We start from the raw sequence: 24,081 nt of genomic DNA on the forward strand, positions 1-24,081 counted from the left end.
CCGGGACCGCGAGCGGTCCCGGCGTTTCGGTAGACGACAAACCCCGCCCGACGGCGGGTAGGGGCCGGTTCCGGTCCTGGTTCCGGGTGACCGGGTCGGTGGGCCCGCTCGGCATCGGCACCTCGGTGCTGTGGCTCAGCATCATCGTGCTGCTGCCGCTGGCGGCGCTGACCGCCAAGTCCCTGGAGAACGGCTGGTCCGGTTTCTGGGACGCGGTGACCGCGCCCGCGGCCCTGGACGCGCTGAAGGTGACGGTCCTGGTGTCCGTCATCGTCACGTTGATCAACGTGGTGATGGGCACCCTGATCGCCTGGGTGCTGGTGCGCGACGAATTCCCGGGCAAGGGGTTCGTGAACGCCCTCATCGACCTGCCGTTCGCACTGCCGACCATCGTGGCCAGCATCGTGCTGCTGGCCCTGTACGGCCCGCAGTCGCCGTTCGACATCCACCTCAATGCCACCCAGCCCGGTCTGGTGGTGGCGCTGGCCTTCGTGACGCTGCCGTTCGTGGTGCGCGCGGTGCAGCCGGTGCTGATCGAGGCGGACAAGGATGTGGAGCAGGCGGCCGCGTCGCTGGGCGCGGACAACTGGACCACCTTCCGCACCATCATCCTGCCGACGCTGGCCCCGGCCATCGTGAGCGGTTCCGGCCTGGCCTTCGCCCGCGCGATCGGCGAGTACGGCTCGGTGGTGCTGATCGGCGGCGGCATTCCGAAGAAGACCCAGATGGCCTCGCAGTACATCCAGCAGCAGATCGAGGTGGATCGGCCGGTGAACGCCGCCGCGGTCTCGGTGGTGCTGCTGGCGATCTCGCTGGCCACGCTGTTCGTGCTGCGGGTCACCTCCGAGCGCCTGGCGCGCCGGGAACAGGAGTCCTAGATGAAACTCGGTTTCTGGACGCGGATCTCGTTGCGCACGGTGGCGCTGGCGTACATCTTCGTGCTGCTGCTGGTGCCGCTGGGCATCATCCTGATGCGCACCTTCGAGCACGGCATCGTCGCGTTCTTCGACTCGATCTCCACGCCCGCGGCCATCTCCGCGTTCAACCTCACCATGCAGATCGTGGCGATCACGGTGCCGGTGAATGTGATCTTCGGTGTGATCGTGGCGCTCGCCCTGGTGCGTGGCCGATTCCCCGGCCGCAATCTGCTGCAGGGTGTGGTGGATCTGCCGATGGCGACGTCGCCGGTGGTGGTGGGTGTCTCGCTGATCCTGCTGTGGGGCGCCCACGGCTGGTTCGGCGGGCTGGACAGCCACGGCCTGAAGATCATCTTCAATCTGCCGGGCATGGTCATCGCCACCATCTTCGTGACGCTCCCGTTCGTGGTGCGCGAGGTGGAGCCGGTGCTGCACGAGATCGGCGACGATCAGGAGCAGGCGGCCGCCACCCTGGGCGCGTCGGGCTGGCAGACGTTCTGGCGCATCACCCTTCCGGCGATCCGCTGGGGCCTGACCTACGGCATCGTGCTCACCGTGGCCCGCGCGCTCGGCGAGTTCGGCGCGGTGATCATGGTGTCCACCGGTCTGCCCGGAAAGTCACAGACCCTCACCCTGCTGGTGAACGGGCGCTACGTGAACGATCACAACACCTTCGGCGCGTACTGCGCGGCGACCCTGCTCATGGGCATCGCCCTCGTTGTCCTTCTGCTCATGACCCTCCTAGAACGCAAGCGGGGCACTGCCAAATGATCACCGTGACCAATGCGAACAAGCGCTACGGCACGTTCGCCGCTCTCGACGACGTCAGCCTCGACATTCCCTCGGGTGAGCTGACCGCGCTGCTGGGCCCGTCCGGTTCGGGCAAGTCCACGCTGCTGCGCTCGATCGCGGGACTGGAGACCCTCGACAACGGCATCGTCACCATCGCCGGGCGCGACGTCACCAATGTGCAGCCGCAGAAGCGCGACATCGGCTTCGTGTTCCAGCATTACGCGGCGTTCAAGCACATGACCGTGCGCGACAACGTGGCCTTCGGGCTCAAGATCCGCAAGCGGCCCAAGGGCGAGATCAAGAAGAAGGTCGACGAACTGCTCGAGATCGTCGGCCTGGACGGCTTCCAGCACCGGTATCCGGCGCAGCTGTCCGGTGGTCAGCGTCAGCGCATGGCCCTGGCCCGCGCGCTCGCGGTGGACCCGCAGGTGCTGCTGCTGGACGAGCCGTTCGGCGCGCTCGACGCGAAAGTCCGTGCGGACCTGCGCACCTGGCTGCGCCGGCTGCACGAGGAGGTGCACGTCACCACCGTCCTGGTCACCCATGACCAGGAGGAGGCCCTGGACGTGGCCGACCGGATCGCGGTCATGAACAAGGGCCGCATCCAGCAGGTCGGCAGCCCGGAGGACGTGTACGACCGGCCCGCCAACGAGTTCGTCATGTCGTTCCTGGGCGCGGTGGCCAAGCTGAACGGGCATATGGTGCGGCCGCACGACATTCGCGTCGGCCGGGACCCGAGCATGGCGCTGGCCGCGCACGAGGGCACCGCGGATTCCTCCGGCGTCACCCGCGCGACGGTGGAGCGTGTGGTCCGGCTGGGCTTCGAGGTGCGTGTGGAGCTGCGCAACGCGGCCACCGGTGACTTGTTCACCGCGCAGGTCACCCGTGGTGACGCGGAGGCGCTGCACCTGGCCGAGGGCGAGACCGTGTACGCCCGCGCCACCCGGATCCCGGAGCTCCCGGTCTCGTAAGGTCGTCCGGTATAAGCGATTTCGGCGAGAAGTCGCGACACGCCCAACTCGTCAAGAACATGGCGAGTCGCTCTGACGAGGGTCCGCCGCGCCGCAGGCTGCCGTAGCCTGTGGCGCGGCTGTGCCTGTTCGTTCCAGAGGGGATAAGCGGACGTGACGAGTGCGGGTGGCGTACGGGTCGGGGTCATCGGGGCCGGTATCGCGGGCTTGGTGACGGCGAAGGTGTTGCGCGACGACGGCTTCGAGGTCGTCGTCTTCGACAAGGAGACCGCCGTGGGCGGGGTGTGGATCGAGTCGCGCACCTATCCGGGGTTGCGTACCAACAACTCCCGGGCCACCTACGCGTACTCCGATCATCCCTACCCGGAATCGGCCGATGTATTCCCCACCGCCGGGCAGGTGCGCGACTACCTGGCCTCGTACGTGGAACGCTTCGGCCTGTACCGCTACCTACGCCTGGGCACGGAAGTCATCCGGGTATCCGAGGCGGGCAAGGGATTCGAGGTCGAGGTGGTCGGGCCCGACGGGGTCGAGACGCTGGCGTTCGATTTCGTGGTGGTGTGCGCCGGAACCTTCTCCGAACCGAACATTCCAGATATTCAGGACAGCAACCTCTTTCGCGGTGTGATCGCCCACTCCAGCCAGGCCCTGGAACCCGCCGCCTTCGCGGGCCGGCGCGTGATGGTCGTGGGCGCGGGCAAATCCGCGCTCGACTGCGCCGCCTGGGCCGCCGAACGAGCCCGCGACTGCACCCTGGTGTTCGGCAAGCCCTATCCGATGCTGCCGCGGTTCATCGGCGGACAGCCCTCGGACCAGCTGTACCTCAATCGATTCTCCGAGTCGTTCTTCCGCTACCACCGGCTCAACCGGGTGGAGGGGTTGCTGCACGGCCCGGGCAGACCGCTGACCGAGCTGGTCTGGCGGTACCTCAAACTGCTGATGCGACTCTCGCTGCGGATGCCGCGGATCATGGTGCCCGAGCCGCCGCTGCCCGGCGGCATCGAACACGGCGGCGTCAGCGAGGAGTTCTACCGGGAGGCCCGGCGGGGCCGGATCCGATTGCGGCGCGGCCACATCGCGCGTTGTACCGGCGCGGCCGAACTCACGCTCGACACCGGGGAGCGGCTGGCCGCGGACCTGGTGGTGTTCGCCACCGGCTGGCGGCAGTCGCTGCCGTTCCTGGACCGCGAGCTACGCACCGACGTCCTCTCCGACGGTCGATTCCTGCTGTATCGGCACATCCTGCCGCCGGAGCATCCGCGCCTCGGGTTCATCGGGTACGGGTCCTCCACCGCCTGCCAGCTCACCGCGGAGGTCTCCGCGCACTGGCTGTCCCAGCATTTCCTCGGCGAGCTGGAGCTGCCGTGCGCCGCCGAGATGCACCGCGAGATCGACCGGGTCGGCGCCTGGCTGGCCGAGGTCATGCCCGCGCGGCCGGAAGGCTATTACGTCGGGCCCTACCTCTCCCACCACATCGACGATCTGATGGGCGATATGCGATTGCCCGTGCGGCGCACCGACAATTTCGTGTCCGAGTACTTCGACACCTTCCTGCCGGGCCGCTACGCCGACCTCACCGAGGAACGCCTGCGGGCGCGTGAGGCGCGGCGCACCAGGTTCCGGCTCCGCCGTCCGCGTTATGTGAGTGCGGGCCAGTCGCTCGGCGGCATCGCCGCGCTCTCGGTCGGGTACGCCTGCCTGCGGCGCCGGCGCGGGGGAGCCGCGTAAGCGCCGGTGCTCAGCGCAAGGTCCGCAACCACCGCCGGGTGTCGGCGGGGTCGATGACATCGTCGAGTTCGAGAACCGTTGCGGCGGTGAGGGCCTTGCCCGCGTCGTAGGCGGCATTGACCAGGGCCTCGAACGCGGCCTGCCGCTGGTCCGGGTCCTCGATGGCGGCCAGTTCCTTGGCGAAGCCCAGCCGGACCGCGCCCTCCAGACCCATGCCGCCGATCTCGCCGGTGGGCCAGGCGATCACGAAGCGCGGCGCGCGGAACGAGCCCGCCGCCATGGCCTGCGCGCCCAGCCCGTAACCCTTGCGCAGGATCACGGTGCCGAACGGCACGTCCAGGGCGGCGGCGTCGATGAACAGGCGGCTGAACTTGGTGACGGTGGCATGCTCCTCCGCCTCGGGGCCGACCATGAAACCCGGTGTGTCGCACAGCGAGACGATGGGCAGGCCGTGCGCGCCGCACAGTCGCAGGAATGCCGAGAGCTTGTCGGCGGCCGGGGCGTCGATGGCCCCGCCCAGGTGGTGGCAGTCATTGGCGATGAGCCCGAACGGGCGGCCCTCCACCCGGACCAGGGCGGTCACGATGCCCACGCCCCAGTCTCGGCGCAGCTCCAGCACCGAGCCGACATCCACCACCGAGGCGATGGCGGCGCGAATATCGAAGGCGCGCAGCCGGTTCTCCGGCACCACGTGCCGGGCCGGCCGTGGATCGGGGGCCTCCCACTCCGCGTCCGCGCCCTGGAAGTACGAGAGGTAGCGGCGGGCGGCATCCACCGCCTCGGCCTCGTCGGCGGCTACGACGTGCACCACGCCATTGCGCCGCTGCACCTCCACCGGCCCGATGTCCTCGGGCGCGCACACGCCCAGCCCGCCGCCCTCGATCATGGCCGGGCCGCCCATGCCGATATTCGCGTCGGGCGTGGCGATCACGACATCGCACATGCCCAGCAGCGCGGCATTGCCCGCGAAGCAGCGGCCCGACACGATGCCGACAAGCGGCACCTGCCCCGACAGCGCGCCCATGGCCCGGAACGTGGTGACGTCCAGCCCCGAGATGCCGCCGTGGTCGGTGTCGCCGGGCCGCCCGCCCCCGCCCTCGGTGAAGAACACCACCGGAAGCCGTTGCTCCCGAGCCAGTTCCAGCATGCGATCGGTCTTCACGTGATTGCGCATGCCCTGGGTGCCCGCGAGCACCGTGTAGTCGTAGGACATGACCAGCGCGCGGGCGCGATCGTGGCCGAACCGGTCGGCATTGATCGTGGCGACGCCCGCGATCAAGCCGTCGGCCGGGGTATTGGCGATCAGATCCTCGAGCCCGCGCCGACTGCGCTGCGCGGCGACCGCCAGCGCCCCGTACTCGACGAAGCTGTCCGCGTCGACCAGATCGGTGATGTTCTCCCGCGCCGTGCGCCGCCCCAGCCGATGCCGCTTCGCGACGGCGGTCTCCCGCCGGGCATCCAGGGTGGTCTCGTGGCGATCCAGCACCTCGGCCAGGTCGGCCCGGATCGAATCCAGATCCACCACGGTCGATTCCGCGGCCGGACCGTCGTGATCCGCCGCCGCCCAGGTCACCAGCACCGCATGCGGATCCACCACCTCGCCGGCCGCGACAGCATGCCGCAGCACCCGCAGCGGCTCGGTCGCCCGCAACACGTGCTGCATCTTCATGGCCTCCAACACCGCGACCTCGGCCCCGGCGGCCAGGACCGTGCCGTGCTCGGCCAGCGACACCACGGTCGCTCCCATCGGCGACCGCAACGCCTGCTCGCCGTCGGCCGGCTCGAACCCGGCCGCGGCAGCGCGATCAGCCGAGCCGTGCGCCGCGCCGTTTCCGGCAGCGTCCATCGATCCAGCGGTGATCGCATCCTCGAAAGTCTCGGCGCGCGAGCGCAAGTCGTCGAGCCTCCGCTCGAACCACTCCGTGGTGACACCCCCGCCGCTGTCCGCGTCGATCGGTGCGCTCAGGTCGTGCAACTCGGCGAGCACGGCCCGCAGCAGGTGGAGGTTGGTGTCGACGCCGCCGATCACGGTCTCCGCGAGTGCGTCCGCACAGCGGCGCAGGGCGGCCGGGTGGGTCGGGGCGTGGGTGATGATCTTCGCGAGGAGTGAGTCGAAGCGCACGCCTTGGCGCATCCCGACCTGGGCGGCGGTGTCCACGCGGACGCCGAGGCCCGTCGGGGCGTCGAAGCGGCTGATCACGCCGGTGCTGGGCAGCACCGATCCGTCCGCCGCGAGCAGTTCGGCGTTGACGCGCGCCTGTACGGCGTAGCCGCGGGGATCGTTCTTGGGCAGCTCGAGTTCGGCCAGGGTCCGGCCCTGCGCCAGATCCAGTTGCAGGGCGACCAGATCCACACCGGTGACCGCCTCGGTCACGGTGTGCTCGACCTGGAGGCGCGGATTCACCTCGAGGAACCACACTTTCGCGTCGCCCTCGCTGGACCTGGGCTCGACCAGGAATTCGACGGTGATGACGCCACGGCACCCCACCGCCTCGGCGATGCGGATCGCGTCCCGGTGCAGCCGATCGCGCAGCGCCGCGGGCAGCTCCGGGGCGGGCGCGATCTCGATCAGCTTCTGGCGGTGCCGCTGGACGCTGCAATCGCGGTCGCCCAGTGTGGTTGCCGCGATCCCGTCCGCGACCACCTGTACCTCGAGGTGGCGGGCGTGGGTGACCAGCGCCTCGGCGTACACCCGGTCGTCGCCGAATCCGGCGAGCGCCTCGGCCCGGCAGCGGTCGATGGTCTCGGCCATGCGGGACGGGTCGGTGACGGGGCGCATGCCGCGTCCGCCGCCACCCGCCGCGGCCTTCACCATGATGCCGTCGGGGTGGTCGGCCAGCAGGGCGGCGATCTCGGCGGAGTCGGCTCCCGCGCGGGTGGCGGGGAGCACGGTCAGTCCGGCGCGTTCGGCGGCCGCGCGGGCGGCGACCTTGTCCCCGAAGATTCGCAGCACCTCGGGGGAAGGGCCGACGAAGGTGAGGTCGGTGGCGGCGCAGGCGGTCGCGAATTCGGCGCTCTCGCTGAGGAAGCCGTATCCGGGGTGGACCAGCGCGCCGGGCCCGCAGGCCGCGGCCGCGCGCACCATCGAGTCGATGTCCAGATATCCGGCCGCGCCAGTGCCCGGCAGCACCAGCGCCCGGTCGGCGAGCCGCACCGCGAGACTCGCGCTGTCCTCGGCGGTGTGCAGCACCTCCGTCAGGTATCCGAGTTCCCGCGCCGTCCGCACCACTCGGACCGCGACCTCACCACGATTCGCCACCACAACTCGCACGCCGCCAGGCTAGGGCACCGTCGCGTCTCCGCGGCGAAAACGAGCCTCCTCGCTTGTTTCTGCGCGAAGTTACCGAGCCCGGTTACTGAACCCGCGCCCCGATACCCGGATAGTCCGAGATCAGGCCGTCCGCGTCGTAGGTCAACCGGCAGGCGAAGTCCAGGTCGGGTGCGGTGTAGGCGACGTGCCGCGCGCCGATGCGGCAGTAGGTCTGCTCCAGGCGCGCCACCGACAGATCCGAGGCCCGGACATACGCCGCGGGCGCGGAGACCGGGTGGTCGCCGAGCGGTCGCAGCCGGTGCACCGGAAAGGTATTGGTCATGGCCGAGGACTCCAGGTCCAGATCCAGGCAGCCGTTCAGGTGCGGTGCGGGTGTGCCGTCGACGGTCCACCGGCCGAACCCGTCTGCCTCCAGCTCCACCACTCGGACGCCGTGCGCGCCGCGCCCGGTGATCCGGGCCGACCGGGTCACCCACGAGGCGTCCAGCAGCACAACGTAATCGATGATCCAGGACGCGCCGTCCTCGGTGGCGGTGGTGGTGCCGCGGATCAGCAGCCCGCGTTCGTCCTCGGCGAAGAACGCGACCTCGAATCCGGTCCGCGCGCCGCGATGCCGCCACGAGGCCACTGCCGGGAACTCGTTCACTCGGCCAGTCAATCACGGCGGCGTCCCGCGGTGGGGATATGTTCGGGGCATGCATTGGGATCAGATGACGGCCACGCCGGGCGCGTTGCGGACCGCCGCCGCGCGGTTGCGCCGCGGTGTCGGGCAGTTGGAGATTCTGGCGGCCATCATCGAGGCGGCGGACGGGCCGTGGCTGGGGGCCATGGACTCCGACGGCCGCGGCACCGCCGAACTGCGCATGCACCTCGCGGGCAAGTACCGGTTCACCGCGGTGGTGACCAGCGCGGGCAAGCTGTCCCTGGCGGAGATGAACTCGCCGGGACGGGGGAAGAAGGCGGAGCTGGTGCTGTCCACCAAGGCGGCCCAGCGGAAGGGGTGGGACGATCCCAAGGACGCGCCCAAGCCGCAGGAGTGGGTGGAGTTCGCGGTCGACTGGGTGCGCGCCGCGAGCGCCGCGGTCGGGCGGCGGGACGTGGTGGAGTGGCTGCTCCGGGGCGCCGATCAGCGGCTCGCGGCCATGAACGACAGTGTCGAGACCATGCGGGCGGCGCTGGCCGAACGTGAGTCGATGCGCGACGAGCTGGCCGCCGAGGTGGCCGAGCTGCGCGCCGAACTCGAGGCCGAATCAGCCCTCGCCGACAAGCGCCTGGTCATCGGCGACGTAGCGCCAGACCGGGAGCAGGGCGTGGTCGTCGAGGGGATCGGCGGCGGCGTGGACGGCGCCGCGCAGCCGGTCGGTGACGGCGTCGGCGTCGAGGCCGGCGCCGATCAGGACCAGATTGCTGACCCGGGGCTCGTGGCGGGCCCAGGCGGTGGGCTCGAGGGTGATGTGGCGGCCGACCATGTGCAGCACGAACTTTCGCGGATCGTCGGGGACGGCGAACGCGAGCACGCCCTTGGCGCGGAACAGTCCTGACGGCGGATCCTCCAGCAGCGCAATGAGTTCGCGCGGGTTGAGGTCGGTGTCGGAGGTGAAGGAGACGCTGTCGTAGCCGTCGTGCAGATGCCGGTGGTCGTGCGAGCAGCCGTCGTGGCAGTGGTCGCCGTGACCCGGATCGTCCGCGCCGGGCGTGTCGTCGCCGTGCAGGAGTTCGTCGAAGCTGAGCTGTTCGCCGACGCGTGGGGCGCGGGGCGCGTGGGTGGGCAGGTCGAACAGCAGGCCGGGGTCGATGCGCCCGCGGCTGGTCGGATACACCGGCACCTGCCCGACCACCTCGGTGATCTCGGCGCGCAGTCGCTCCAGCGCGGCCGCCTCGACCCGGTCGGACTTGTTCAGCACCACCAGATCCGCCATCCGCAGGTGCGTGGTGAGTTCGGGATGCTGGTCGCGGCTGGCGGGGAAGTGCTCGGCGTCGACGACCTCGACCAGCCCGCCGTAGCGGATCCGCGGATTGTCGCTGTTCACGACCATGCGGATCAGGTTGCGCGGTTCGGCCAGCCCGCTGGCCTCCACCACGATGACGTCGATCTTCTGCTTGGGATGCGCCAGCCGGTCGAACAGCTCGTCCAGTTCGCTGACGTCGACCGCGCAGCACACGCACCCGTTGCCCAGCGACACCATGGCGTCGACCTGCCCGGCCACCAGCATGGCGTCGATGTTCACCGCGCCGAAGTCGTTGACCACCACCCCGATCCGCGCGTTGCGGGTCCGCAACAGCCGGTTGAGCAGCGTCGTCTTGCCGGCACCGAGGAACCCGGCCACGATCAGGACTGGAATACGCCGACTCACGGCGACCACCCTACCGAGGTGTGATTCTCCGGAAACGGGGTGGCAACAACCGGCTTCTACCGTGACGGACAATTCGGACCGACCACGGGAGGTGCGCCGTGCGAGTACGCGACATCCTCGATGCGCCGCAACTGCGTATGCGGCTGCTGCACGGGAACCCGGCCGACCTGGACCGCCCGGTCGCCCGCGTCTGCGCCACCGACATGCCAGACCCCCGGCCCTTCGTCACCCCGGGCGCGCTGGTCTGCACCGGCCTGGTGTGGCGGCAACAGGCCGCCGACTCCGACCGCTACGTGCACCTGCTGGCCGGATCCGGCGCGGCCGGAGTGGTGGCCGGGCAGGCCCTGCACGGGCACGTCCCCGACGACGTGGTGGCGGCCTGCCGCGCCCACGGACTCCCGCTGCTGTCCGCGCCGCAGAGCGTGCCGTTCAGCCGGATCATCGAATACCTGGCCGAGCAGGCCGCCGACGTGCGCTGGCGCCGGGTCCAAGCCCGGGCCGACCGGCAGCGCCGCCTGCTCTCCGCCGTCGCCGCCGGAGCCGAGATCGAAACCCTGATAGCCGATTTCTCGGCCGAACAGCAGGTTTCGGCGTGGCTGCTGACCTCGACCGGAACCGTCGTCGCGGGGACGGCGGACCTGTCCGAACCCGAGATCGACCGGATCCTGGCCACCGCGCTGACCGCGCCCCGCCTGCCCGCCGTCACCGCCGGAGCCATGCGCGTGGTCCAGGTGGGCGCGGGCGATCGAATCACCGCCTGGTACCTGGTGATCCGCCCCTCCGATCCGGACCTCGACCCCTTCGGCGCGGACCTCGCCGCCGTCGCGGAACTGTACCGGCAGCGCCGCGCCGACCGGCAGCACCTGGATTGGGAACTGGCCGACCGCTTCCCGGCGCCGTTCGCCGAGCGATCCGGACTGCCGGAGGCGGCGATCGTCTGCGAGGTCCATGCCGCCCCCACCGGCACCCAGCCGACGGCGCGTTCCCCAGCACGCCGTGCGCTGCCCGATCGTGTCCCGGGCGGGATCGATCCGACGGGCACACGCGGCCCCGTCGGACTCGCCACGGGCAGCGCCCGCTCCGGCGCGGAGGGGCGAACCTCAGGGGGGTCCGGCCTGCGCGCAATGGCCGCCCCGGCGCCCGCTCCGAATGCCGAGACCCCACCGGGTGTTCCGGGTCTGCCCGACGTCGCTACCGCGCTGGGGTCTGTACGCGCCGCCCTGCACGACGCCCTGCCGGATATCGTCACCGCGATCGACAGCGAGGGCAGGCTGGTCGGGGTGACAGCTGGAACACAGGATGGGACCGCCGGTGTCATGAGTCGCCGACTGGGTCGGATCGCACCGGCGCTCAATGGAATCCGGCTCGCGGTCGGGGTGAGCGGCCGCCACCGGGAGGAGCCCCTCGCGGGGACGATCGGTGCGGCCTCGGCCGCCTCCACCGCGGCGCGTGAAGATGCCGGTCCGGTCAATATTCGTGTCGCCGACATCGATTCGGCCGTCGGCCTGCTCACCGCGGTCCCGGGCGGCCTGCAACGACGATTCGCGGAACGGGTGCTGGGTCCGGTGCTGGAATATGACCGGATGCACGGGGCCGGCCTGCTGGGGACGCTGGAGGCGTTCCTCGGCTCCGACGGCTCGTGGCGGCACGCGGCGGAGCGGATGCACGTGCACCAGAACACCGTTCGCTACCGGATCGGACGGATCGAGGTGCTCACCGGGCGCGACCTCGGGCGGCTCGACGACCGGCTGGACCTGTACCTGGCGGTTCGGACGCTGTCGGGTCAGACCGCGCCGGTGTAGGGATCCCAGGCGCTGCCCGCGTCCGGTGCGCCCTCGCGCACCACACTGGCCTGGATCAGGCCGTACGGGCGGTCGTCGGCGTGGAACACCTCACCGTTGTTGGGCACGCCGAAACGGCCCGTGTCATAGGCGAAGTGGTGCTTGTTGGGGGCGGAGAAGCGGATCTCGGCCAGGCCCGGGTAGCCCTCCAGAGCGGCGCGGCCCATCTCGTACAGGGTCTGCTGCAACGCCTTCGAGTGCAAGGTCGCGAAGGTTTCGATCAGCGCGGCGCGGATCCCGTGGTAGGCGGCGTCCCAGTCGGCGGGCGGGGTGACGAAGCGCCAGCGGGCGTCGAGGCTGGTGGCGAGGATGCGGTCGTAGGCGGGTTCCAGGACGGTGAACGGGTCGGTCAGGAAGCCCGCGAACTCCGAGCCCGTGGATTTCAGGATCACCAGGTCCTTGACGCCGCCGATCACCCATTCGCGCCGGACCGTGCCGCGGCCGCTGACCGTGATCGCGGCGGTTCGCACCTCCGGGCCGAGCCGCGTCCAGGTGTGGTCGTGGCCGCTGCCGCCGACCGGAACCCGTTGCCACGCATACTCTTCGATCTCGATGCGGGCCGAGGTGACCGGCCCGATCTCGCCGGTGAAATGACGGGCCAGGGCCAGCCCGTAGTCCTCGATGCTGCCGTCGCCGTGACTCTTGGCGTAGGTGTAGATGGTCTGCTTCTGCGAGTCCGTCGGCAGTACCGCGCCCTGATCACCCACGGTGTGCGCCTCGTCGAACGCGCCGCGCAGGCACGAGGACACGTTCAGATCCCGGATCTCATGCCGTTCGGTGTCGCGGTAGATCCGCACCACCCGGTTCTCGGCCTTCCCGTACTGGTGCGGGCCGAGCACGATCCTGCCGTCGGCTTCGCTCATGGTCGCCTCCCGTGGTCACTGATCACTGTGCCCCACTGTGACCGACGACGGCCGCCGCACACGCTGGTTCCACGGACAAATCACCGCACATCGTGACCGCCACGTTTGGCTCATCGGACAAAGGCTCGCACCGGGCGATCTGCCTAGCCTGACCAGCAACCCACCCCGACGGAAGGCAGGGCCACCCATGACATCACCGCATCCCGTGGACACGCGGCTGCCCTGGCATCGCCTGCTGGTGTTCGGCTTGCAGCACGTGCTGATCATGTACACCGGATGCGTCACGGTGCCTTTGGTTTTCGGTGCGGCAGCCAAGCTCGACCACTCCACCGTCGCGCTGCTGATCAGCGCCGACCTGCTGGTCGCGGGCATCATCACCGTGGTGCAGAGCCTCGGACCGGGCAAGCTGGCGGGCGCGCGGCTGCCCATCGTCACGGGCGCCACCTTCGTGGCCATGAGCCCGATGATCCTGATCGCCAAGGACTACGGGCTGCAGGCGCTGTACGGGTCCATGCTGCTGGGCGGCCTCCTCGGCATCGCCCTGGCCTGGCCGTTCGCGTCGATCGTGCGATTCTTCCCGCCGCTGGTGAGCGGCACGGTGCTGACCGTGGTCGGCATCTCGCTGATCGGGGTGGCGGGCGGCCTGATCGTCGGCAGCGACCCGAAGGCCGCGAGCTTCGCCGCGCCGTCCCGGATCGCCTTGGCGGCAGCGGTTCTGGTGGTCGCGCTGGTGTGCACCGTGCTCGGGCGGGGCGTGTGGTCGCAGCTGGGCGTGCTGATCGCCCTCATCGTCGGCATCGTGATCGCGATCCCGATGGGGCTGGTCGAGCTGGAGGGCGTGTCCCGTGCGGCTTGGCTGGGTGCGCCCCAGCCCTTCCACTTCGGGGCGCCGCAGTTCCCGGTGACCGCGGTGGTGGCCATGACCATCGTGCTGGCGGTCGTGTTCGCCGAGTCCACCGCGAGCATGCTCGCCCTCGGCGAGATCACCGGAAAACCCTTGACCCGAGCCGATGTGGCGCGCGGCCTGGTCGGCGACGGCCTGTCCGCGGTGCTGGCCGGGGTCCTGAACTCGTTCGTGGACACCGTCTTCAACCAGAATGTCGGCGCGGTCGCCACCACCCGCGTGTACAGCCGCTACGTGACGGCGGTCAGCGGCGCGATCCTGATCGTCCTGGGCCTGGTGCCGCGCTTCGGCGCCCTGGTCGCGACCGTCCCGCAGCCGGTGGTCGGCGGCGTCGGCCTGGTGCTGTTCGCCACCATCGCGGTGATCGGCGTGGACACGCTGCGCCGCGCCGACCTCACCGACCGCTTGAATCTGACCATCGTCGCCGTCTCGATCGGCGTCGGCTTGGCGCCGGTGCTGACCAAGGGCATGTTCGAGAAGTTCCCGTCCTCGGCCCAGATCCTGCTCAACAGCGGCATCAGCCTGGCCGCCGCGACCGCCTTCACCCTGAACCTGCTGTTCAACCACACGCGGCTGGGCGATCTGGCTCGGACCGCCGTGCGAGGTGCGCTGGTGGAAGGGGTGTCAGGGGAAGCCCCGGAGAGCCCGAGAGTCGCCTAACCGCAGGCGTTGACCCATTCGGAGAGCCCGTCGGCGAACATCTGACGCTTCCAGATCGGGACCTCGTGCTTGATGCGGTCCACGAGTTCGGCGCAGGTGGTGAAGGCTTCGGCGCGGTGCGGGGCCGCGACGGCGACGGCGATGGCCAGATCCCCGATGGTCAGGTCCCCGACCCGATGCACCGCGGCGACCGGCAGGCCGGAGGACGCGGCCACCTCCTCGCACACCTTGCGCAGGAACTGCTCGGCCTGCGGGTGCGCCGAATACTCCAGCGCGGAAACCGATTGCCCGCCATCGTGATCGCGCACCTTGCCGGTGAACACGACGACCGCCCCGTGGTGCGGCCCGTCCACGGCCTTCTCGACCTCGGCCGGATCCAGGTCCTGATCGCTGATCCGGGCCAGCAGCTCACTCATGGTTGCCTCCTCCGGCCACCTGGGCCAGCAGATGTTCGAGCAGCGGTGTCAGCACGGCGATGCCGTCCTTCACCCCGCCCGGCGAACCGGGCAGATTGACGATCACGGTGCGCCCGGCCAGTCCGGCCACGCCCCGGCTCAGCGCCGCGAGCGGGAACTTCGCGGTCCCGGCCTGGCGGATGGCCTCGGCGACGCCCGGCAGCTCCCGATCCAGCAGGGCGAGGGTGGCTTCCGGGGTGGCGTCGGTGGGGGAGGCCCCCGTGCCGCCGGTCGTGACGATCAGGTCCGGTTCCCGGGACAGGGCGTCCTCGAGGCCGTACGTGATGTCGGAGTCCGCGAAGACCAGCGGCCCGCGCACCGAGAAACCCTGTGCGGCCAGCCATTCGGTGAGTACGGGGCCGGTGGTGTCGGTGCGGGTGCCGGCGGCGACACCGGTCGAGGCGACCACGACGGCGGCCGAGCGGCCCGCACCCGCGAGCGGAGCCGTTGCGGCGGCGGCCTTCTCGTGCGCCGCGTGCTTCTCGTGATGGCGCCCGGCGTGCTGCTCGGCCTCGGGTCGCACCCAATGTCCGTGCTTGCCACCCTCTTTGGTGACCAGCCGCACCCCGTTGAGCGTGGCCGCCGGGTCCACCGCCTTCACCATGTCGTGCAGCGTGAGCCCCGCGACCGCGACCGCGGTCAGCGCTTCCATCTCGACCCCGGTGGGCCCCTTGGTCTTCGCGGTGGCCTCGATGGTGATGGTGGTGTCGGTGAACCCGAAGCTCACGTTCACCGACGACAGCGCCAGCTGATGGCACAGCGGGATCAGTTCCGAGGTCTTCTTGGCCCCGTTGATCCCGGCGATGCGGGCGGTGCTGAGCACGTCGGCCTTGGGCATGTCGTCGGCCCGGACCAGTGTGATCACCTCGGCGGTGGTGTGCAGTTCGCCCGCCGCGACCGCGATGCGCGCGGTGTCGGCCTTCGCGCTCACGTCGACCATGCGGGCGCGACCTTCACGGTCGACATGCGACAACTCACTCATGGGCACCACCTTGGCACAGCGAGGACAGGGTGTTCACAGCGGCCGGACCTCGACGATCGCGCCCGCGGGCAGCTCGGTGACGGCGGCCGGGACGTCGATCAGCACGTCGGCGTGCGCCATGGCCGCGATCAGATGCGAACCCTGCCCCGACACCAGTGTCACCCCGTTCTCGGTCAGCTTGCCGCGCAGGAACTGCCGTTTCCCGGCGGGGGAGCGGACCGCGTCCAGCAGCGGAAGTTCGGTGATCGGCAGCGCGGGCAGGCCCGCGAGTTCGCGCAGGATCGGGCGGGCGAACACCTCGAACGACACCATGGTGCTCACCGGGTTGCCCGGAAAGCTCAGCACCGGGACGCCGTCGACCGTGCTCAACCCCTGCGGGCCGCCGGGTTGCAGTGCCACCGGGCCGAATTCGCCGCCCTGGGCCGCCAGCACCTCCTTGACGACCTCGAAGTCGCCCATGGAGACGCCGCCGGAGGTGAACACCACATCGGCCTGGGCCACGGCCTCGGCCAGCCGCTGCCGGAACTCGGCGTGCTCGTCGGTGGAGTGCGCGACCGACACCACCTCGACGCCGTTGTCGGACAGCGCCGCGGCCAGCGCGATGCCGTTGGAATTGAAGATCTGGCCCGGCAGCAGGGCCGCCCCGGCGGGCCGCAGTTCGTCGCCGGTGGTGAGGACCGCCGCCCGCACCCGCCGCGTCACCTCCACCTCGCCCAGCCCGACCGCGGCCAGCGCCGCGATGTGCCGGGGCCGCAGCAGGGTGCCCGCCGCGGCCAGCAGTTGTCCGGCGCGCACGTCGGTGCCGGGCTCGCGCACGAAATCGCCGGGGGCACGGCTGGTTCGGATCGTCACGGTGACGCCGTCGGATTCGGTGTGCTCCACCGGCACCACGCAGTCCGCGCCGGGCGGCACGGGCGCGCCGGTCATCACCTTCACCGCGGTGCCCGGGGCCAGTGTGAGCTTTTCGGTGTTGCCGGCGGCGACCACGCCCGCCAGCGGCAGGGTCGCGGGGACGATCGCCACCGATTCGGCGGCGACCGCGTAGCCGTCCATGGCGGAATTGCGGAACACCGGCAGGTCCAGGGGCGCGTACACGTCGACGGCCAGGCGACGGTCCAGCGCCGCGGCCATCGGGACGGTTTCCGTACTCCGACCGGCCAGGGGCCGCAGGGCGTCCTCGATGCGCCGACGATGGTCGTCGACGGGTCGGGCCGGGGCGGTCGCGTGCCGGGAACTCATGCCGCTGAGCCTATACGCGGGTGAATCCTCCAGTTCGTGACCGGCTGATCACCGGGCCCGGCTCGTAGGAACCTACGAAGACTTGCGGGCCCGGCAATAATGGTCCAATGACTGTGGTCGCGATGGGCATGCCCGCTGTGCGAACCGGGCGGCCCGATATCGACGGCCGCCCGGACACCCCGCTCCTGCTCGACCGTTTCGGGCGGGTGGCGCGGGACCTACGCGTGTCCATCACCGAGAAGTGCTCGCTGCGCTGTACCTACTGCATGCCCGAGGAGGGCCTGCCCGCGATCCCGGCCGACGAACTGCTCGCCACCGAGGAGATCGTGCGCCTGGTGACCCTCGCGGTCCGTGAACTCGGCGTGCACGAGGTGCGCTTCACCGGCGGCGAACCGCTCATGCGCCGCGACCTCGAGCAGATCATCGCGGGATGCCATGCGGCACTGCCGGATACGCCGCTGGCCATGACCAGCAATGGCGTCGGACTCGAGCATCGCGCCCAGGCCCTGGCCGCCGCGGGCCTGAAGCGCATCAATATCTCTCTCGACACCGTGGACCGCGACGGCTTCCACCGCCTGACCCGCCGCGATCGCCTCGCCTCGGTGCAGGCCGGGATCCGCGCCGCCATCGCCGCGGGGCTCACCCCGCTCAAGGTGAACGCGGTCCTCATGCGCGAAACCCTCGACGGCGCGGCCGATCTGCTGCAGTGGTGCCTGGACGTGGGCGCGGAGCTGCGCTTCATCGAGGAGATGCCGCTCGACGCCGACCACGAGTGGGCGCGCGCCAATATGATCACCGCCGCCGAACTCCTGGACGTCCTCGGCAAGCGGTTCACGCTGGCCGAGACCGACCGCGAGGACCCCGCCGCCCCCGCCGAACGCTGGCTGGTGGACGGCGGCCCCGCCACGGTCGGCATCATCGCCTCGGTGACCCGCAAGTTCTGCGGCGACTGCGACCGCACCCGCCTCACCGCCGACGGCCGCATCCGCTCCTGCCTGTTCAGCGACCAGGAGTACGACATCCGCGCCGCCCTGCGCTCCGGCGCCACCGACCCCGACATCGCCGCCCTCTGGCGCGGCGCCATGTGGAACAAGTCCGCCGGCCACGGCATCGACGCCGCCGGCTTCGTCCCGCCCACCCGAACGATGGGAGCCATCGGTGGTTGAGGTCCGCTATTTCGCAGCGATCGCCGACGCCGTCGGCAAGGACAAGGAAACCCTGTCCCTCCCGCCCGGCGCGACCATCGCCGACCTCCGCACCACCCTGTCGGCCACCTACGGCCCGAAACTCGACCCCATGCTCAAGGTCTGCGCCTACCTCATCGGCGACGAACTCACCCGCGACGCCACCACCCCACTCACCCCCCGCGTGGACGTCCTGCCCCCGTTCGCCGGCGGCTAGACCCCCGCGTCGAACCCGGCCGCGCGTCGCAGCGAATTGCGCTGCCGGGCGCTAACATTCGCCGGTCCCCGCACGTCGCCGCCAGGAGACCGATCCGAATGACGCACCCGCCGCAACCGACACCGCCGCCGATCCAGCCGCATCCCGCGTTCGCGCGGGTCCAGGAGGCGCGGGCCGCCAGCCTGCAGCTGCGGGTGGCGGACTGGATCACCAAGTTCGCGGGCTCGATGACCTTCGTCTACATCCACGCCATCGGCTTCGCGGTGTGGATGCTGCTGATCGAGAAGAGTCCCTGGCCGACCCTCACGCTGATGGTCTCGCTGGAAGCGATCTTCCTGTCGACCTTCGTGATGATCGGCCAGAACCGGCAGGCCGATTTCCAGCGGGCCAAGGCCGATCACGACTTCCAGGAACAGGAGCTCGAGCTCAAGACCAATACCGAGCTCACCCGGGCCATTCACGCCATGACGTCCGAGCTGCACCGGCGTCTGGTCGAGGAGCCGGATCAGCAGAAGGGCTGACACACGCGGTTGGTTGACCTGTCAGACCGACCCGGCAGGGAGGATCCACCGTGTCGGCTGGCCGGTGATCTTGGCGATCGTGTCGAAATCCGCGTCGTAGTGCAGGACGGTCAGCTCGGCCAGTTCGGCGGTGGCCGCCACCAGGAGGTCGGCGATACCGGCGCTTCGAAGGCAGCCCCGCTTGGCCAGTTCGTACTGCACCTCGCGTACCCGGGTCCAGACTCGATCGGGCATCGGCTGCCAGGGATAGATCGCGGCGAGGTCGTCGCGGTCCTGTTCGAAGTCGCTCAATGACCTTGCGGAGTATAGGAATTCGGTCTCCGTGGCCGCGCAGATGTGGACCAGTCCGGCTTGCAGCGTGCTGGCCCAGACGGCCGAGACATCCGGATGCCCCATCCGGGCCAGAGCGCTCGTGTCGATCAGATACCGAACTATCGCCACGCCTCGTCCCTTCGGCCCGGGTCGATCACATCGTCGTAGGCGCCGGCCCTCGATCGGGCCTGCATCCGTTCCAGCGCGGCCGAACGGCGGTGGCAGGCGATGACCTGACGTAGGGCGGCATTCACCGTGTCCTTCTTGGTGGTGGTGCCTAGGAGGCCGCTGACTTCCGCCAGGGCCTCATCGTCGATGTCGATCATCGTGCGTGACATGGCCGCCTCCTGTATGCCTGAACGGGATGCTCTCAAGCATACGGATGCGGTGGCTTATATGCCTCGGTTCAGCGCCACCAAGTATCGAGCGGGGTCACCGGGACCGCCCGCTTGTGGCGGGTGTTGAGGAAGATCCGCTCCAGCTTCTCCGAGACCTCGGGGTCGACGTCCTTGCCCTCGAGGTAGTCGTCGATCTGGGAGTACTTCAGGCCCAGGGCTTCCTCGTCCGGCAGGGCCGGGCGGTCGTCCTCGAGGTCGGCGGTGGGGACCTTCTGCCAGACGCTGGGCGGGGCGCCGAGTTCCTGGAGCAGGGCCGCGCCCTGGCGCTTGGTGAGACCGGTCAGCGGGGTGAGGTCGACGCCGCCGTCACCGAACTTGGTGAAGAAGCCGGTGACCGCCTCGGCGGCGTGATCGGTGCCGACGACCAGCAGGTTGAGCTGGCCGGCGATGGCGTACTGGAGCAGCATGCGCTCGCGGGCTTTGATGTTGCCGCGCACGAAGTCCCGCAGGCGGGGCTCCTCGTGCAGTTCCACGATGCCGGTCGCGGCCTCGCCGGCTGCGGCGTCGGCGCTGGGCTTGACGTTCACCATGACCGAGCGGTCCGGCTGGATGAAGGACAGGGCGATCTGCGCGTCGTGCTCATCGGCCTGAATGCCGTAGGGCAGGCGCGCCGCCACGAAGGTGGCCTCGCGGCCCTCGGCGCGCAGCTCCTCGACGGCGAGCTGGCACAGCCGTCCGGCGAGGGAGGAGTCCTGGCCGCCGCTGATGCCGAGCACGAAGCCGGTCGCGGGCGTGGAACCCAGGTACTCCTTGAGGAAGTCGATGCGTCGCCGCACTTCGGTTTTCGGTTCGATCGACGGCAGGACGCCCAATTCGGCGATGATCTGTGCGCGCAGGTTCCCCATGGGCACACTCTACTGAACGGGCCCGCCGCCGCTATCGGTCGGCGGGCGCGGTCACCTGCCGGACCAGGGTCTCCCAGTGGTCGCCCACCTGGTCGGGTGTGTAGCGCAGCTGCCGGATCTGGTGCAGCACCAGCCCCGCGTCCAGACTGGCCAGCAGCGTGTCGGCGGTGAGTCCGATGTTTCCGGCCGCCCCGGCCTCCCGGAGCAGCAGGGAGACATGGGTTTTCGCGATGTTGTAGGGCGGTCCGGCGTACTGCCCGCCGATGGCGGCGTTCTTGCGCACATCGCCCTCCACCTCGACGGTGGCCAGCCGGGCGCGCCCGTAGGCGATGAGCCGTTCGACGGCGGGCGCGCCCGGTCCCAGCGGCGGCGGCCCGAACATGTAGGCCCACTGCAGTTTCTGATCGGACTGGTCGAGCAGGGCCAGCATCAGCCCGGCCCGATTGCCGAAACGCCGGAACACGGTGCCCTTGCCGACGCCGGCCAGTTTGGCGACCGCGTCCATGGTGACCGCGTCCGCGCCCTGTTCGCGCACCAGCGTCTCGGCGGCGTCGAGCAGCAGTTGCCGGTTGCGGGCGGCGTCGCTGCGTTCGTGGCTGCTGCCGGGCATGAGAAGGGGGACCGAATGCGGCGGGGGCTGCTGGGTGCCGACGGGTTCGATCGGGAGGGCGATGTTCGGCAGTGCCGGAACGACGTCATCCGGTGATGTGTCGCGTGTCACAGGCTGTCTGCTCCTACCCGGGAATGTAAGCGGACTGGGGTCCGGTTACAGTCTATCGAAAGATCCACCGCTGCATCAGTAACCCTTGGAGTGATCATCATGTCGCAGACCCGCATGCTCGTCCTGGTTGGAAGCCTTCGTGCCGCGTCGATCAACCGCCGTCTGGCCGAGGCCGCCGTGCAGACCGCTCCCGAGGGCGTCGAGATCGCCATCTACGAAGGCCTCGGCGACATTCCTTTCTACAACGAGGACCTCGACGTCGAGGGCGGGGTCCCGGCCGCCGCGCAGGCGCTGCGTGACGCCGTCGGCGCCTCGGACGCGCTGCTGCTGGTCACCCCCGAATACAACGGCACCCTGCCGGCCGTGCTGAAGAACGCCATCGACTGGGCGTCGCGGCCCTACGGCGCGGGTGCGCTCGAGAGCCGTCCGGTCGCCGTGGTCTCCGCCTCGATCAGCGCGAACGCCGCCAAGTGGTCGCACGACGACGCGGTGAAGTCGCTGGGCGTCGCGGGCGCGGAGGTCGTGAAGGAGGCGTCGCTGAACTTCGGCACCATCGGTTCGCGCTTCGTCGAGACCCACCCGGCCGACGATGCCGAGGCGCTCACCCAGCTGGCCGCCACCGTGCGTTTGCTGGCGGAAGATGTCAAGGCTCGAGCAAACGCCTGACACCCCTCGCGATCACTCGCTGAATTCCGCGCAAGGCCACGGCTTTCGAGTCGTGGCCTGCCGCTTTTCTCGGACATTTCGGGCTACCGTCTGTCCATGAAGTTATCAACGGGCAACTCTGTGTGGGGCCGTTGTTTCATGGCGGTCACCCTGGCCGCGTCCGCCGCCTCGATGGCGGTGGGCAATGCGGCCGACGCGACGGCCGAGTCGTACACCTCGGATGTCTCCGATCTCTCGAATGTCCGCCTCTTCCTCGGCAACTGGGCCGGGTACGTGGTGAAGGGCGATTTCCGGGAGATCAGCGCCACCTGGGTGCAGCCCGAGATCGAATGCCGCAATCCCGGCGTCCTGCAGCGCATCGTGCCGTGGGTGGGGCTCAATGGCGCCACCGGCCTGGACGGCCAGGTCGCGCTGCCGCTCATGCAGACGGGCGTCGAATCCTTGTGTGCCAGTGACGCCGCCGTGTACGCGGCGCTGCCCGGGCTGCAGGTCGAATCGGTCGCCGCGGGCCTGGCCTACGTCGATCCGCATCTGGCGGGGACGGTGATGAACGCCGGGGGCAAGGTCTCCAACGCCCTGGGCGCGGCCGCGGACGGGCTCTGCTCGCTGGGCGTCTTCGGCGGATTCTGCCGCCCGGAGAAACAGGTCGACGGGTGGTGGGAGAGGTATCCGGACGCGCCGGTGACCTACGACGACGTGACGATCAATCCCGGCGACACCATGCATTCCACGGTCAGCTGGGACGGCGGCCGCTATGTGATGACGCTGGAGAACCGCACCGCGCGCTGGGCCCGCACCACGGTCGCGCCCTCGGCCGTCCCGGCCCGCACCGCCGAGATCGTGGTGGAGGGTCACCTCGACGCCGCGCTGCCCGGGTTCGCGCCGATCACTTTCACCGAGGTCACCATCGACGGGCGCCCGTTGTCCGATTACGCCGCGGAGACCTACGGCATCCCGGCCACCAATCGGTTGCTGGCGCCCGGTCCGATCGAGGGCGCGTCGTTCACCATCCGCTAGGACCGGGGGCGATGCCGCGACACGCCGGGGCGAGCGGGCGATCCGGAATCGGTCGCTCGACTCGGAAGAAATGCGAACCGGGTGGTCGCTCGAGTCTCCTGTGACTCGTGAGATGGGTGTTGATCAGCGGTGATGGTGTGTTTGCTGGAAATGAACTGAATGCCGAAATTGTGATGTGTGACTCAGTCGTGTCGAGTTGCGAATCGGCTGTCCAGGTACTTACCCGCCCGGAATTTCACCTTTGTGAGTCGCAACATGTCGTGTTGTATGAGTTTGTCGGCCACTAGGTGTAGTGTCTTGGGAGCTGGAAGGCCACAAGGACGAGACCTCGATCACGGGCCGGTGACCAGGAGCTTCGGCTCCGCTTCCAGGGGTTTGCGCATTTACTACGTGGATCTTGTTTCAGGTGTGCACTGCAGACAGATCAAGGCTGAGGAGAAGGGGATACCTATGACCATCACCGTTTACACCAAGCCCGCTTGTGTCCAGTGCAACGCGACCTATCGCGCCCTCGACAAGGCTGGTGTCGACTACAGCGTCGTCGACATCTCCGAGAGCCCGGAGGCGCGCGATTACGTGATGGCCCTGGGTTACCTGCAGGCCCCCGTCGTGGTCGCCGGGGATGACCACTGGTCCGGCTTCCGTCCGGACCGCATCAAGGCGCTGGCCGACGTCGTCGCCGTCGCCTGACGCTTCCGTCAACGGTCAGGAGATGACCGATATGTCGAGTGAGACACCGAATCTCGTCTACTTCTCGAGCGCTTCGGAGAACACTCACCGCTTCGTCGAACGGCTGGGCCTGCCCGCCGTCCGCATTCCGCTTCACACCGCCGACTCGCTTCGCGTCGACCGACCTTTCGTGCTGATCGTCCCCACCTATGGGGGAGGTCGGCACGTTTTGGGTGGGCAGCGATCCGACAAGGAATTCGTGCCCCGCCAGGTGGCCAAGTTCCTCAACGATCCACACAATCGCGCCCTGCTGCGCGGCGTGATCGCGAGCGGCAACACCAACTTCGGCGATACGTACTGCTATGCGGGAGAAGTGATCTCACGTAAGGCAGGGGTTCCGTACCTGTATCGCTTCGAACTCATGGGAACTGCTGAGGACGTCGAGCGCGTCCGCGAGGGATTGGGAATCTTTTGGCAACGACAACCGCACCGGTCGGAAAGACTGCCCGCGTAGAGCGCCCCGTCAGCGGCGACTCCGCGACCGAGGGACTGGA

General features: G+C 69.7%; 24 protein-coding genes. 13 read left to right on the forward strand and 11 right to left on the reverse strand.

The features are described 5' to 3' along the window. Window positions 1-86 precede the first annotated feature (86 nt). The 4 genes from cysT (at window position 87) to ACFV4K_RS17145 (ending at window position 4,408) form a co-directional block, all read left to right on the forward strand. A complete protein-coding gene (cysT, locus tag ACFV4K_RS17130; protein WP_379275872.1) occupies window positions 87-878 on the forward strand; it encodes a sulfate ABC transporter permease subunit CysT in 792 nt (263 codons plus the stop codon). Next, window positions 879-1,688 (forward strand): sulfate ABC transporter permease subunit CysW, encoded by an 810-nt coding sequence (gene cysW / locus ACFV4K_RS17135; RefSeq protein ID WP_379275828.1) that lies wholly within the window; start codon window positions 879-881, stop codon window positions 1,686-1,688. It begins immediately after the preceding gene. Continuing rightward, window positions 1,685-2,680 (forward strand): sulfate/molybdate ABC transporter ATP-binding protein, encoded by a 996-nt coding sequence (locus tag ACFV4K_RS17140; protein WP_379275829.1) that lies wholly within the window; start codon window positions 1,685-1,687, stop codon window positions 2,678-2,680. The genes cysW and ACFV4K_RS17140 overlap by 4 nt, the downstream gene beginning before the upstream one ends. A gap of 153 nt (window positions 2,681-2,833) precedes the next feature. Beyond that, entirely contained in the window at window positions 2,834-4,408 is a 1,575-nt protein-coding gene (locus ACFV4K_RS17145; RefSeq protein WP_379275831.1) for a flavin-containing monooxygenase, read from the forward strand. A gap of 10 nt (window positions 4,409-4,418) precedes the next feature. On the opposite strand, the gene ACFV4K_RS17150 is transcribed toward ACFV4K_RS17145, so the two are convergent. From ACFV4K_RS17150 to ACFV4K_RS17160, 3 genes are all read right to left on the reverse strand, one after another. Continuing rightward, on the reverse strand, window positions 4,419-7,679 hold the full coding sequence (locus ACFV4K_RS17150; RefSeq protein ID WP_379275833.1) for a carboxyl transferase domain-containing protein: 3,261 nt from the start codon (window positions 7,677-7,679) through the stop codon (window positions 4,419-4,421). Between the two features lie 82 nt (window positions 7,680-7,761). Further along, window positions 7,762-8,325 carry a putative glycolipid-binding domain-containing protein gene (locus ACFV4K_RS17155; RefSeq protein WP_379275835.1) on the reverse strand — a complete coding sequence of 188 codons (564 nt, stop codon included), beginning with the start codon at window positions 8,323-8,325 and terminating at the stop codon, window positions 7,762-7,764. Window positions 8,326-8,929: 604 nt separating this feature from the next. Next, window positions 8,930-10,033 carry a CobW family GTP-binding protein gene (locus tag ACFV4K_RS17160; protein WP_379275836.1) on the reverse strand — a complete coding sequence of 368 codons (1,104 nt, stop codon included), beginning with the start codon at window positions 10,031-10,033 and terminating at the stop codon, window positions 8,930-8,932. 98 nt (window positions 10,034-10,131) lie between these two features. Here ACFV4K_RS17160 and ACFV4K_RS17165 point away from each other — a divergent pair, with 98 nt between their 5' ends. Next, the gene (locus tag ACFV4K_RS17165; protein WP_379275838.1) at window positions 10,132-11,835 is read left to right on the forward strand and encodes a PucR family transcriptional regulator; all 1,704 of its coding nucleotides are present in this window, start codon (window positions 10,132-10,134) and stop codon (window positions 11,833-11,835) included. On the opposite strand, the gene pucL is transcribed toward ACFV4K_RS17165, so the two are convergent. Next, window positions 11,817-12,737 carry a factor-independent urate hydroxylase gene (gene pucL, locus ACFV4K_RS17170; RefSeq protein ID WP_379275840.1) on the reverse strand — a complete coding sequence of 307 codons (921 nt, stop codon included), beginning with the start codon at window positions 12,735-12,737 and terminating at the stop codon, window positions 11,817-11,819. The genes ACFV4K_RS17165 and pucL overlap by 19 nt on opposite strands. 187 nt (window positions 12,738-12,924) lie before the next feature. Here pucL and ACFV4K_RS17175 point away from each other — a divergent pair, with 187 nt between their 5' ends. Then, the gene (locus tag ACFV4K_RS17175; protein ID WP_379275841.1) at window positions 12,925-14,301 is read left to right on the forward strand and encodes a uracil-xanthine permease family protein; all 1,377 of its coding nucleotides are present in this window, start codon (window positions 12,925-12,927) and stop codon (window positions 14,299-14,301) included. Here the strand turns inward: ACFV4K_RS17175 and ACFV4K_RS17180 are convergent. From ACFV4K_RS17180 to glp, 3 genes are read right to left on the reverse strand one after another with little or no spacing between them, the layout of a single operon-like run. Beyond that, window positions 14,298-14,717 (reverse strand): molybdenum cofactor biosynthesis protein MoaE, encoded by a 420-nt coding sequence (locus ACFV4K_RS17180; RefSeq protein ID WP_379101454.1) that lies wholly within the window; start codon window positions 14,715-14,717, stop codon window positions 14,298-14,300. The genes ACFV4K_RS17175 and ACFV4K_RS17180 overlap by 4 nt on opposite strands. Beyond that, window positions 14,710-15,738 carry a bifunctional molybdenum cofactor biosynthesis protein MoaC/MoaB gene (gene moaCB / locus ACFV4K_RS17185; protein WP_379275843.1) on the reverse strand — a complete coding sequence of 343 codons (1,029 nt, stop codon included), beginning with the start codon at window positions 15,736-15,738 and terminating at the stop codon, window positions 14,710-14,712. The genes ACFV4K_RS17180 and moaCB overlap by 8 nt, the downstream gene beginning before the upstream one ends. Before the next feature lie 33 nt (window positions 15,739-15,771). Further along, window positions 15,772-16,977, reverse strand: a complete 1,206-nt coding sequence (gene glp / locus ACFV4K_RS17190; RefSeq protein WP_379275845.1) for a gephyrin-like molybdotransferase Glp — start codon at window positions 16,975-16,977, stop codon at window positions 15,772-15,774. 107 nt (window positions 16,978-17,084) lie between these two features. Here glp and moaA point away from each other — a divergent pair, with 107 nt between their 5' ends. The 3 genes from moaA (at window position 17,085) to ACFV4K_RS17205 (ending at window position 18,899) form a co-directional block, all read left to right on the forward strand. After that, window positions 17,085-18,143, forward strand: a complete 1,059-nt coding sequence (gene moaA / locus ACFV4K_RS17195; protein WP_379275846.1) for a GTP 3',8-cyclase MoaA — start codon at window positions 17,085-17,087, stop codon at window positions 18,141-18,143. Further along, a complete protein-coding gene (locus tag ACFV4K_RS17200; protein ID WP_379275848.1) occupies window positions 18,136-18,378 on the forward strand; it encodes a MoaD/ThiS family protein in 243 nt (80 codons plus the stop codon). Before moaA ends, ACFV4K_RS17200 begins: the two co-directional genes overlap by 8 nt. Before the next feature lie 98 nt (window positions 18,379-18,476). Beyond that, window positions 18,477-18,899 (forward strand): DUF1003 domain-containing protein, encoded by a 423-nt coding sequence (locus tag ACFV4K_RS17205; protein ID WP_379275850.1) that lies wholly within the window; start codon window positions 18,477-18,479, stop codon window positions 18,897-18,899. Between the two features lie 21 nt (window positions 18,900-18,920). Here ACFV4K_RS17205 and ACFV4K_RS17210 read toward each other — a convergent pair whose 3' ends face one another. From ACFV4K_RS17210 to ACFV4K_RS17225, 4 genes are all read right to left on the reverse strand, one after another. Then, window positions 18,921-19,340: a PIN domain nuclease gene (locus ACFV4K_RS17210; RefSeq protein WP_379275852.1), complete on the reverse strand. Its 420-nt coding sequence runs from the start codon at window positions 19,338-19,340 to the stop codon at window positions 18,921-18,923. After that, a complete protein-coding gene (locus ACFV4K_RS17215; protein ID WP_357279493.1) occupies window positions 19,331-19,549 on the reverse strand; it encodes a type II toxin-antitoxin system VapB family antitoxin in 219 nt (72 codons plus the stop codon). Before ACFV4K_RS17215 ends, ACFV4K_RS17210 begins: the two co-directional genes overlap by 10 nt. 68 nt (window positions 19,550-19,617) lie before the next feature. Continuing rightward, window positions 19,618-20,454 carry an ammonia-dependent NAD(+) synthetase gene (gene nadE, locus ACFV4K_RS17220; protein WP_379275854.1) on the reverse strand — a complete coding sequence of 279 codons (837 nt, stop codon included), beginning with the start codon at window positions 20,452-20,454 and terminating at the stop codon, window positions 19,618-19,620. Between the two features lie 31 nt (window positions 20,455-20,485). Continuing rightward, window positions 20,486-21,064: a TetR/AcrR family transcriptional regulator gene (locus tag ACFV4K_RS17225; protein ID WP_379275874.1), complete on the reverse strand. Its 579-nt coding sequence runs from the start codon at window positions 21,062-21,064 to the stop codon at window positions 20,486-20,488. Between the two features lie 210 nt (window positions 21,065-21,274). On the opposite strand from ACFV4K_RS17225, the gene ACFV4K_RS17230 reads away from it, so the two are divergent. The 4 genes from ACFV4K_RS17230 to nrdI all read left to right on the forward strand — a co-directional run bounded on the left by ACFV4K_RS17230 (window position 21,275) and on the right by nrdI (window position 24,041). After that, entirely contained in the window at window positions 21,275-21,841 is a 567-nt protein-coding gene (locus tag ACFV4K_RS17230) for an NAD(P)H-dependent oxidoreductase (protein ID WP_379275856.1), read from the forward strand. Window positions 21,842-21,937: 96 nt separating this feature from the next. Then, window positions 21,938-22,858, forward strand: coding sequence for a G1 family glutamic endopeptidase (locus ACFV4K_RS17235; RefSeq protein WP_379275858.1), 921 nt, complete (start codon window positions 21,938-21,940; stop codon window positions 22,856-22,858). Window positions 22,859-23,308: 450 nt separating this feature from the next. Next, window positions 23,309-23,548 carry a redoxin NrdH gene (locus ACFV4K_RS17240; protein ID WP_357096330.1) on the forward strand — a complete coding sequence of 80 codons (240 nt, stop codon included), beginning with the start codon at window positions 23,309-23,311 and terminating at the stop codon, window positions 23,546-23,548. A 22-nt stretch (window positions 23,549-23,570) separates the two neighbouring features. Beyond that, on the forward strand, window positions 23,571-24,041 hold the full coding sequence (nrdI, locus tag ACFV4K_RS17245) for a class Ib ribonucleoside-diphosphate reductase assembly flavoprotein NrdI (RefSeq protein ID WP_357096327.1): 471 nt from the start codon (window positions 23,571-23,573) through the stop codon (window positions 24,039-24,041). Window positions 24,042-24,081 lie beyond the last annotated feature (40 nt).

The sequence above is a fragment of the Nocardia sp. NPDC059764 genome (genome assembly GCF_042732555.1).
GTDB lineage: Bacteria > Actinomycetota > Actinomycetes > Mycobacteriales > Mycobacteriaceae > Nocardia.

Coding starts and splice junctions, on each gene's coding strand:
- pucL (WP_379275840.1), bottom strand. CDS start 12,737: ATGAGCGAAGCCGACGGCAGGATCGTGCTCGGCCCGCACCAGTACGGG.
- ACFV4K_RS17175 (WP_379275841.1), top strand. CDS start 12,925: ATGACATCACCGCATCCCGTGGACACGCGGCTGCCCTGGCATCGCCTG.
- ACFV4K_RS17180 (WP_379101454.1), bottom strand. CDS start 14,717: ATGAGTGAGCTGCTGGCCCGGATCAGCGATCAGGACCTGGATCCGGCC.
- nadE (WP_379275854.1), bottom strand. CDS start 20,454: ATGGGGAACCTGCGCGCACAGATCATCGCCGAATTGGGCGTCCTGCCG.
- moaA (WP_379275846.1), top strand. CDS start 17,085: ATGACTGTGGTCGCGATGGGCATGCCCGCTGTGCGAACCGGGCGGCCC.
- ACFV4K_RS17240 (WP_357096330.1), top strand. CDS start 23,309: ATGACCATCACCGTTTACACCAAGCCCGCTTGTGTCCAGTGCAACGCG.
- moaCB (WP_379275843.1), bottom strand. CDS start 15,738: ATGAGTGAGTTGTCGCATGTCGACCGTGAAGGTCGCGCCCGCATGGTC.
- ACFV4K_RS17235 (WP_379275858.1), top strand. CDS start 21,938: ATGAAGTTATCAACGGGCAACTCTGTGTGGGGCCGTTGTTTCATGGCG.
- cysW (WP_379275828.1), top strand. CDS start 879: ATGAAACTCGGTTTCTGGACGCGGATCTCGTTGCGCACGGTGGCGCTG.
- ACFV4K_RS17205 (WP_379275850.1), top strand. CDS start 18,477: ATGACGCACCCGCCGCAACCGACACCGCCGCCGATCCAGCCGCATCCC.
- glp (WP_379275845.1), bottom strand. CDS start 16,977: ATGAGTTCCCGGCACGCGACCGCCCCGGCCCGACCCGTCGACGACCAT.
- ACFV4K_RS17230 (WP_379275856.1), top strand. CDS start 21,275: ATGTCGCAGACCCGCATGCTCGTCCTGGTTGGAAGCCTTCGTGCCGCG.
- ACFV4K_RS17140 (WP_379275829.1), top strand. CDS start 1,685: ATGATCACCGTGACCAATGCGAACAAGCGCTACGGCACGTTCGCCGCT.
- nrdI (WP_357096327.1), top strand. CDS start 23,571: ATGACCGATATGTCGAGTGAGACACCGAATCTCGTCTACTTCTCGAGC.
- ACFV4K_RS17215 (WP_357279493.1), bottom strand. CDS start 19,549: ATGTCACGCACGATGATCGACATCGACGATGAGGCCCTGGCGGAAGTC.
- ACFV4K_RS17225 (WP_379275874.1), bottom strand. CDS start 21,064: ATGCCCGGCAGCAGCCACGAACGCAGCGACGCCGCCCGCAACCGGCAA.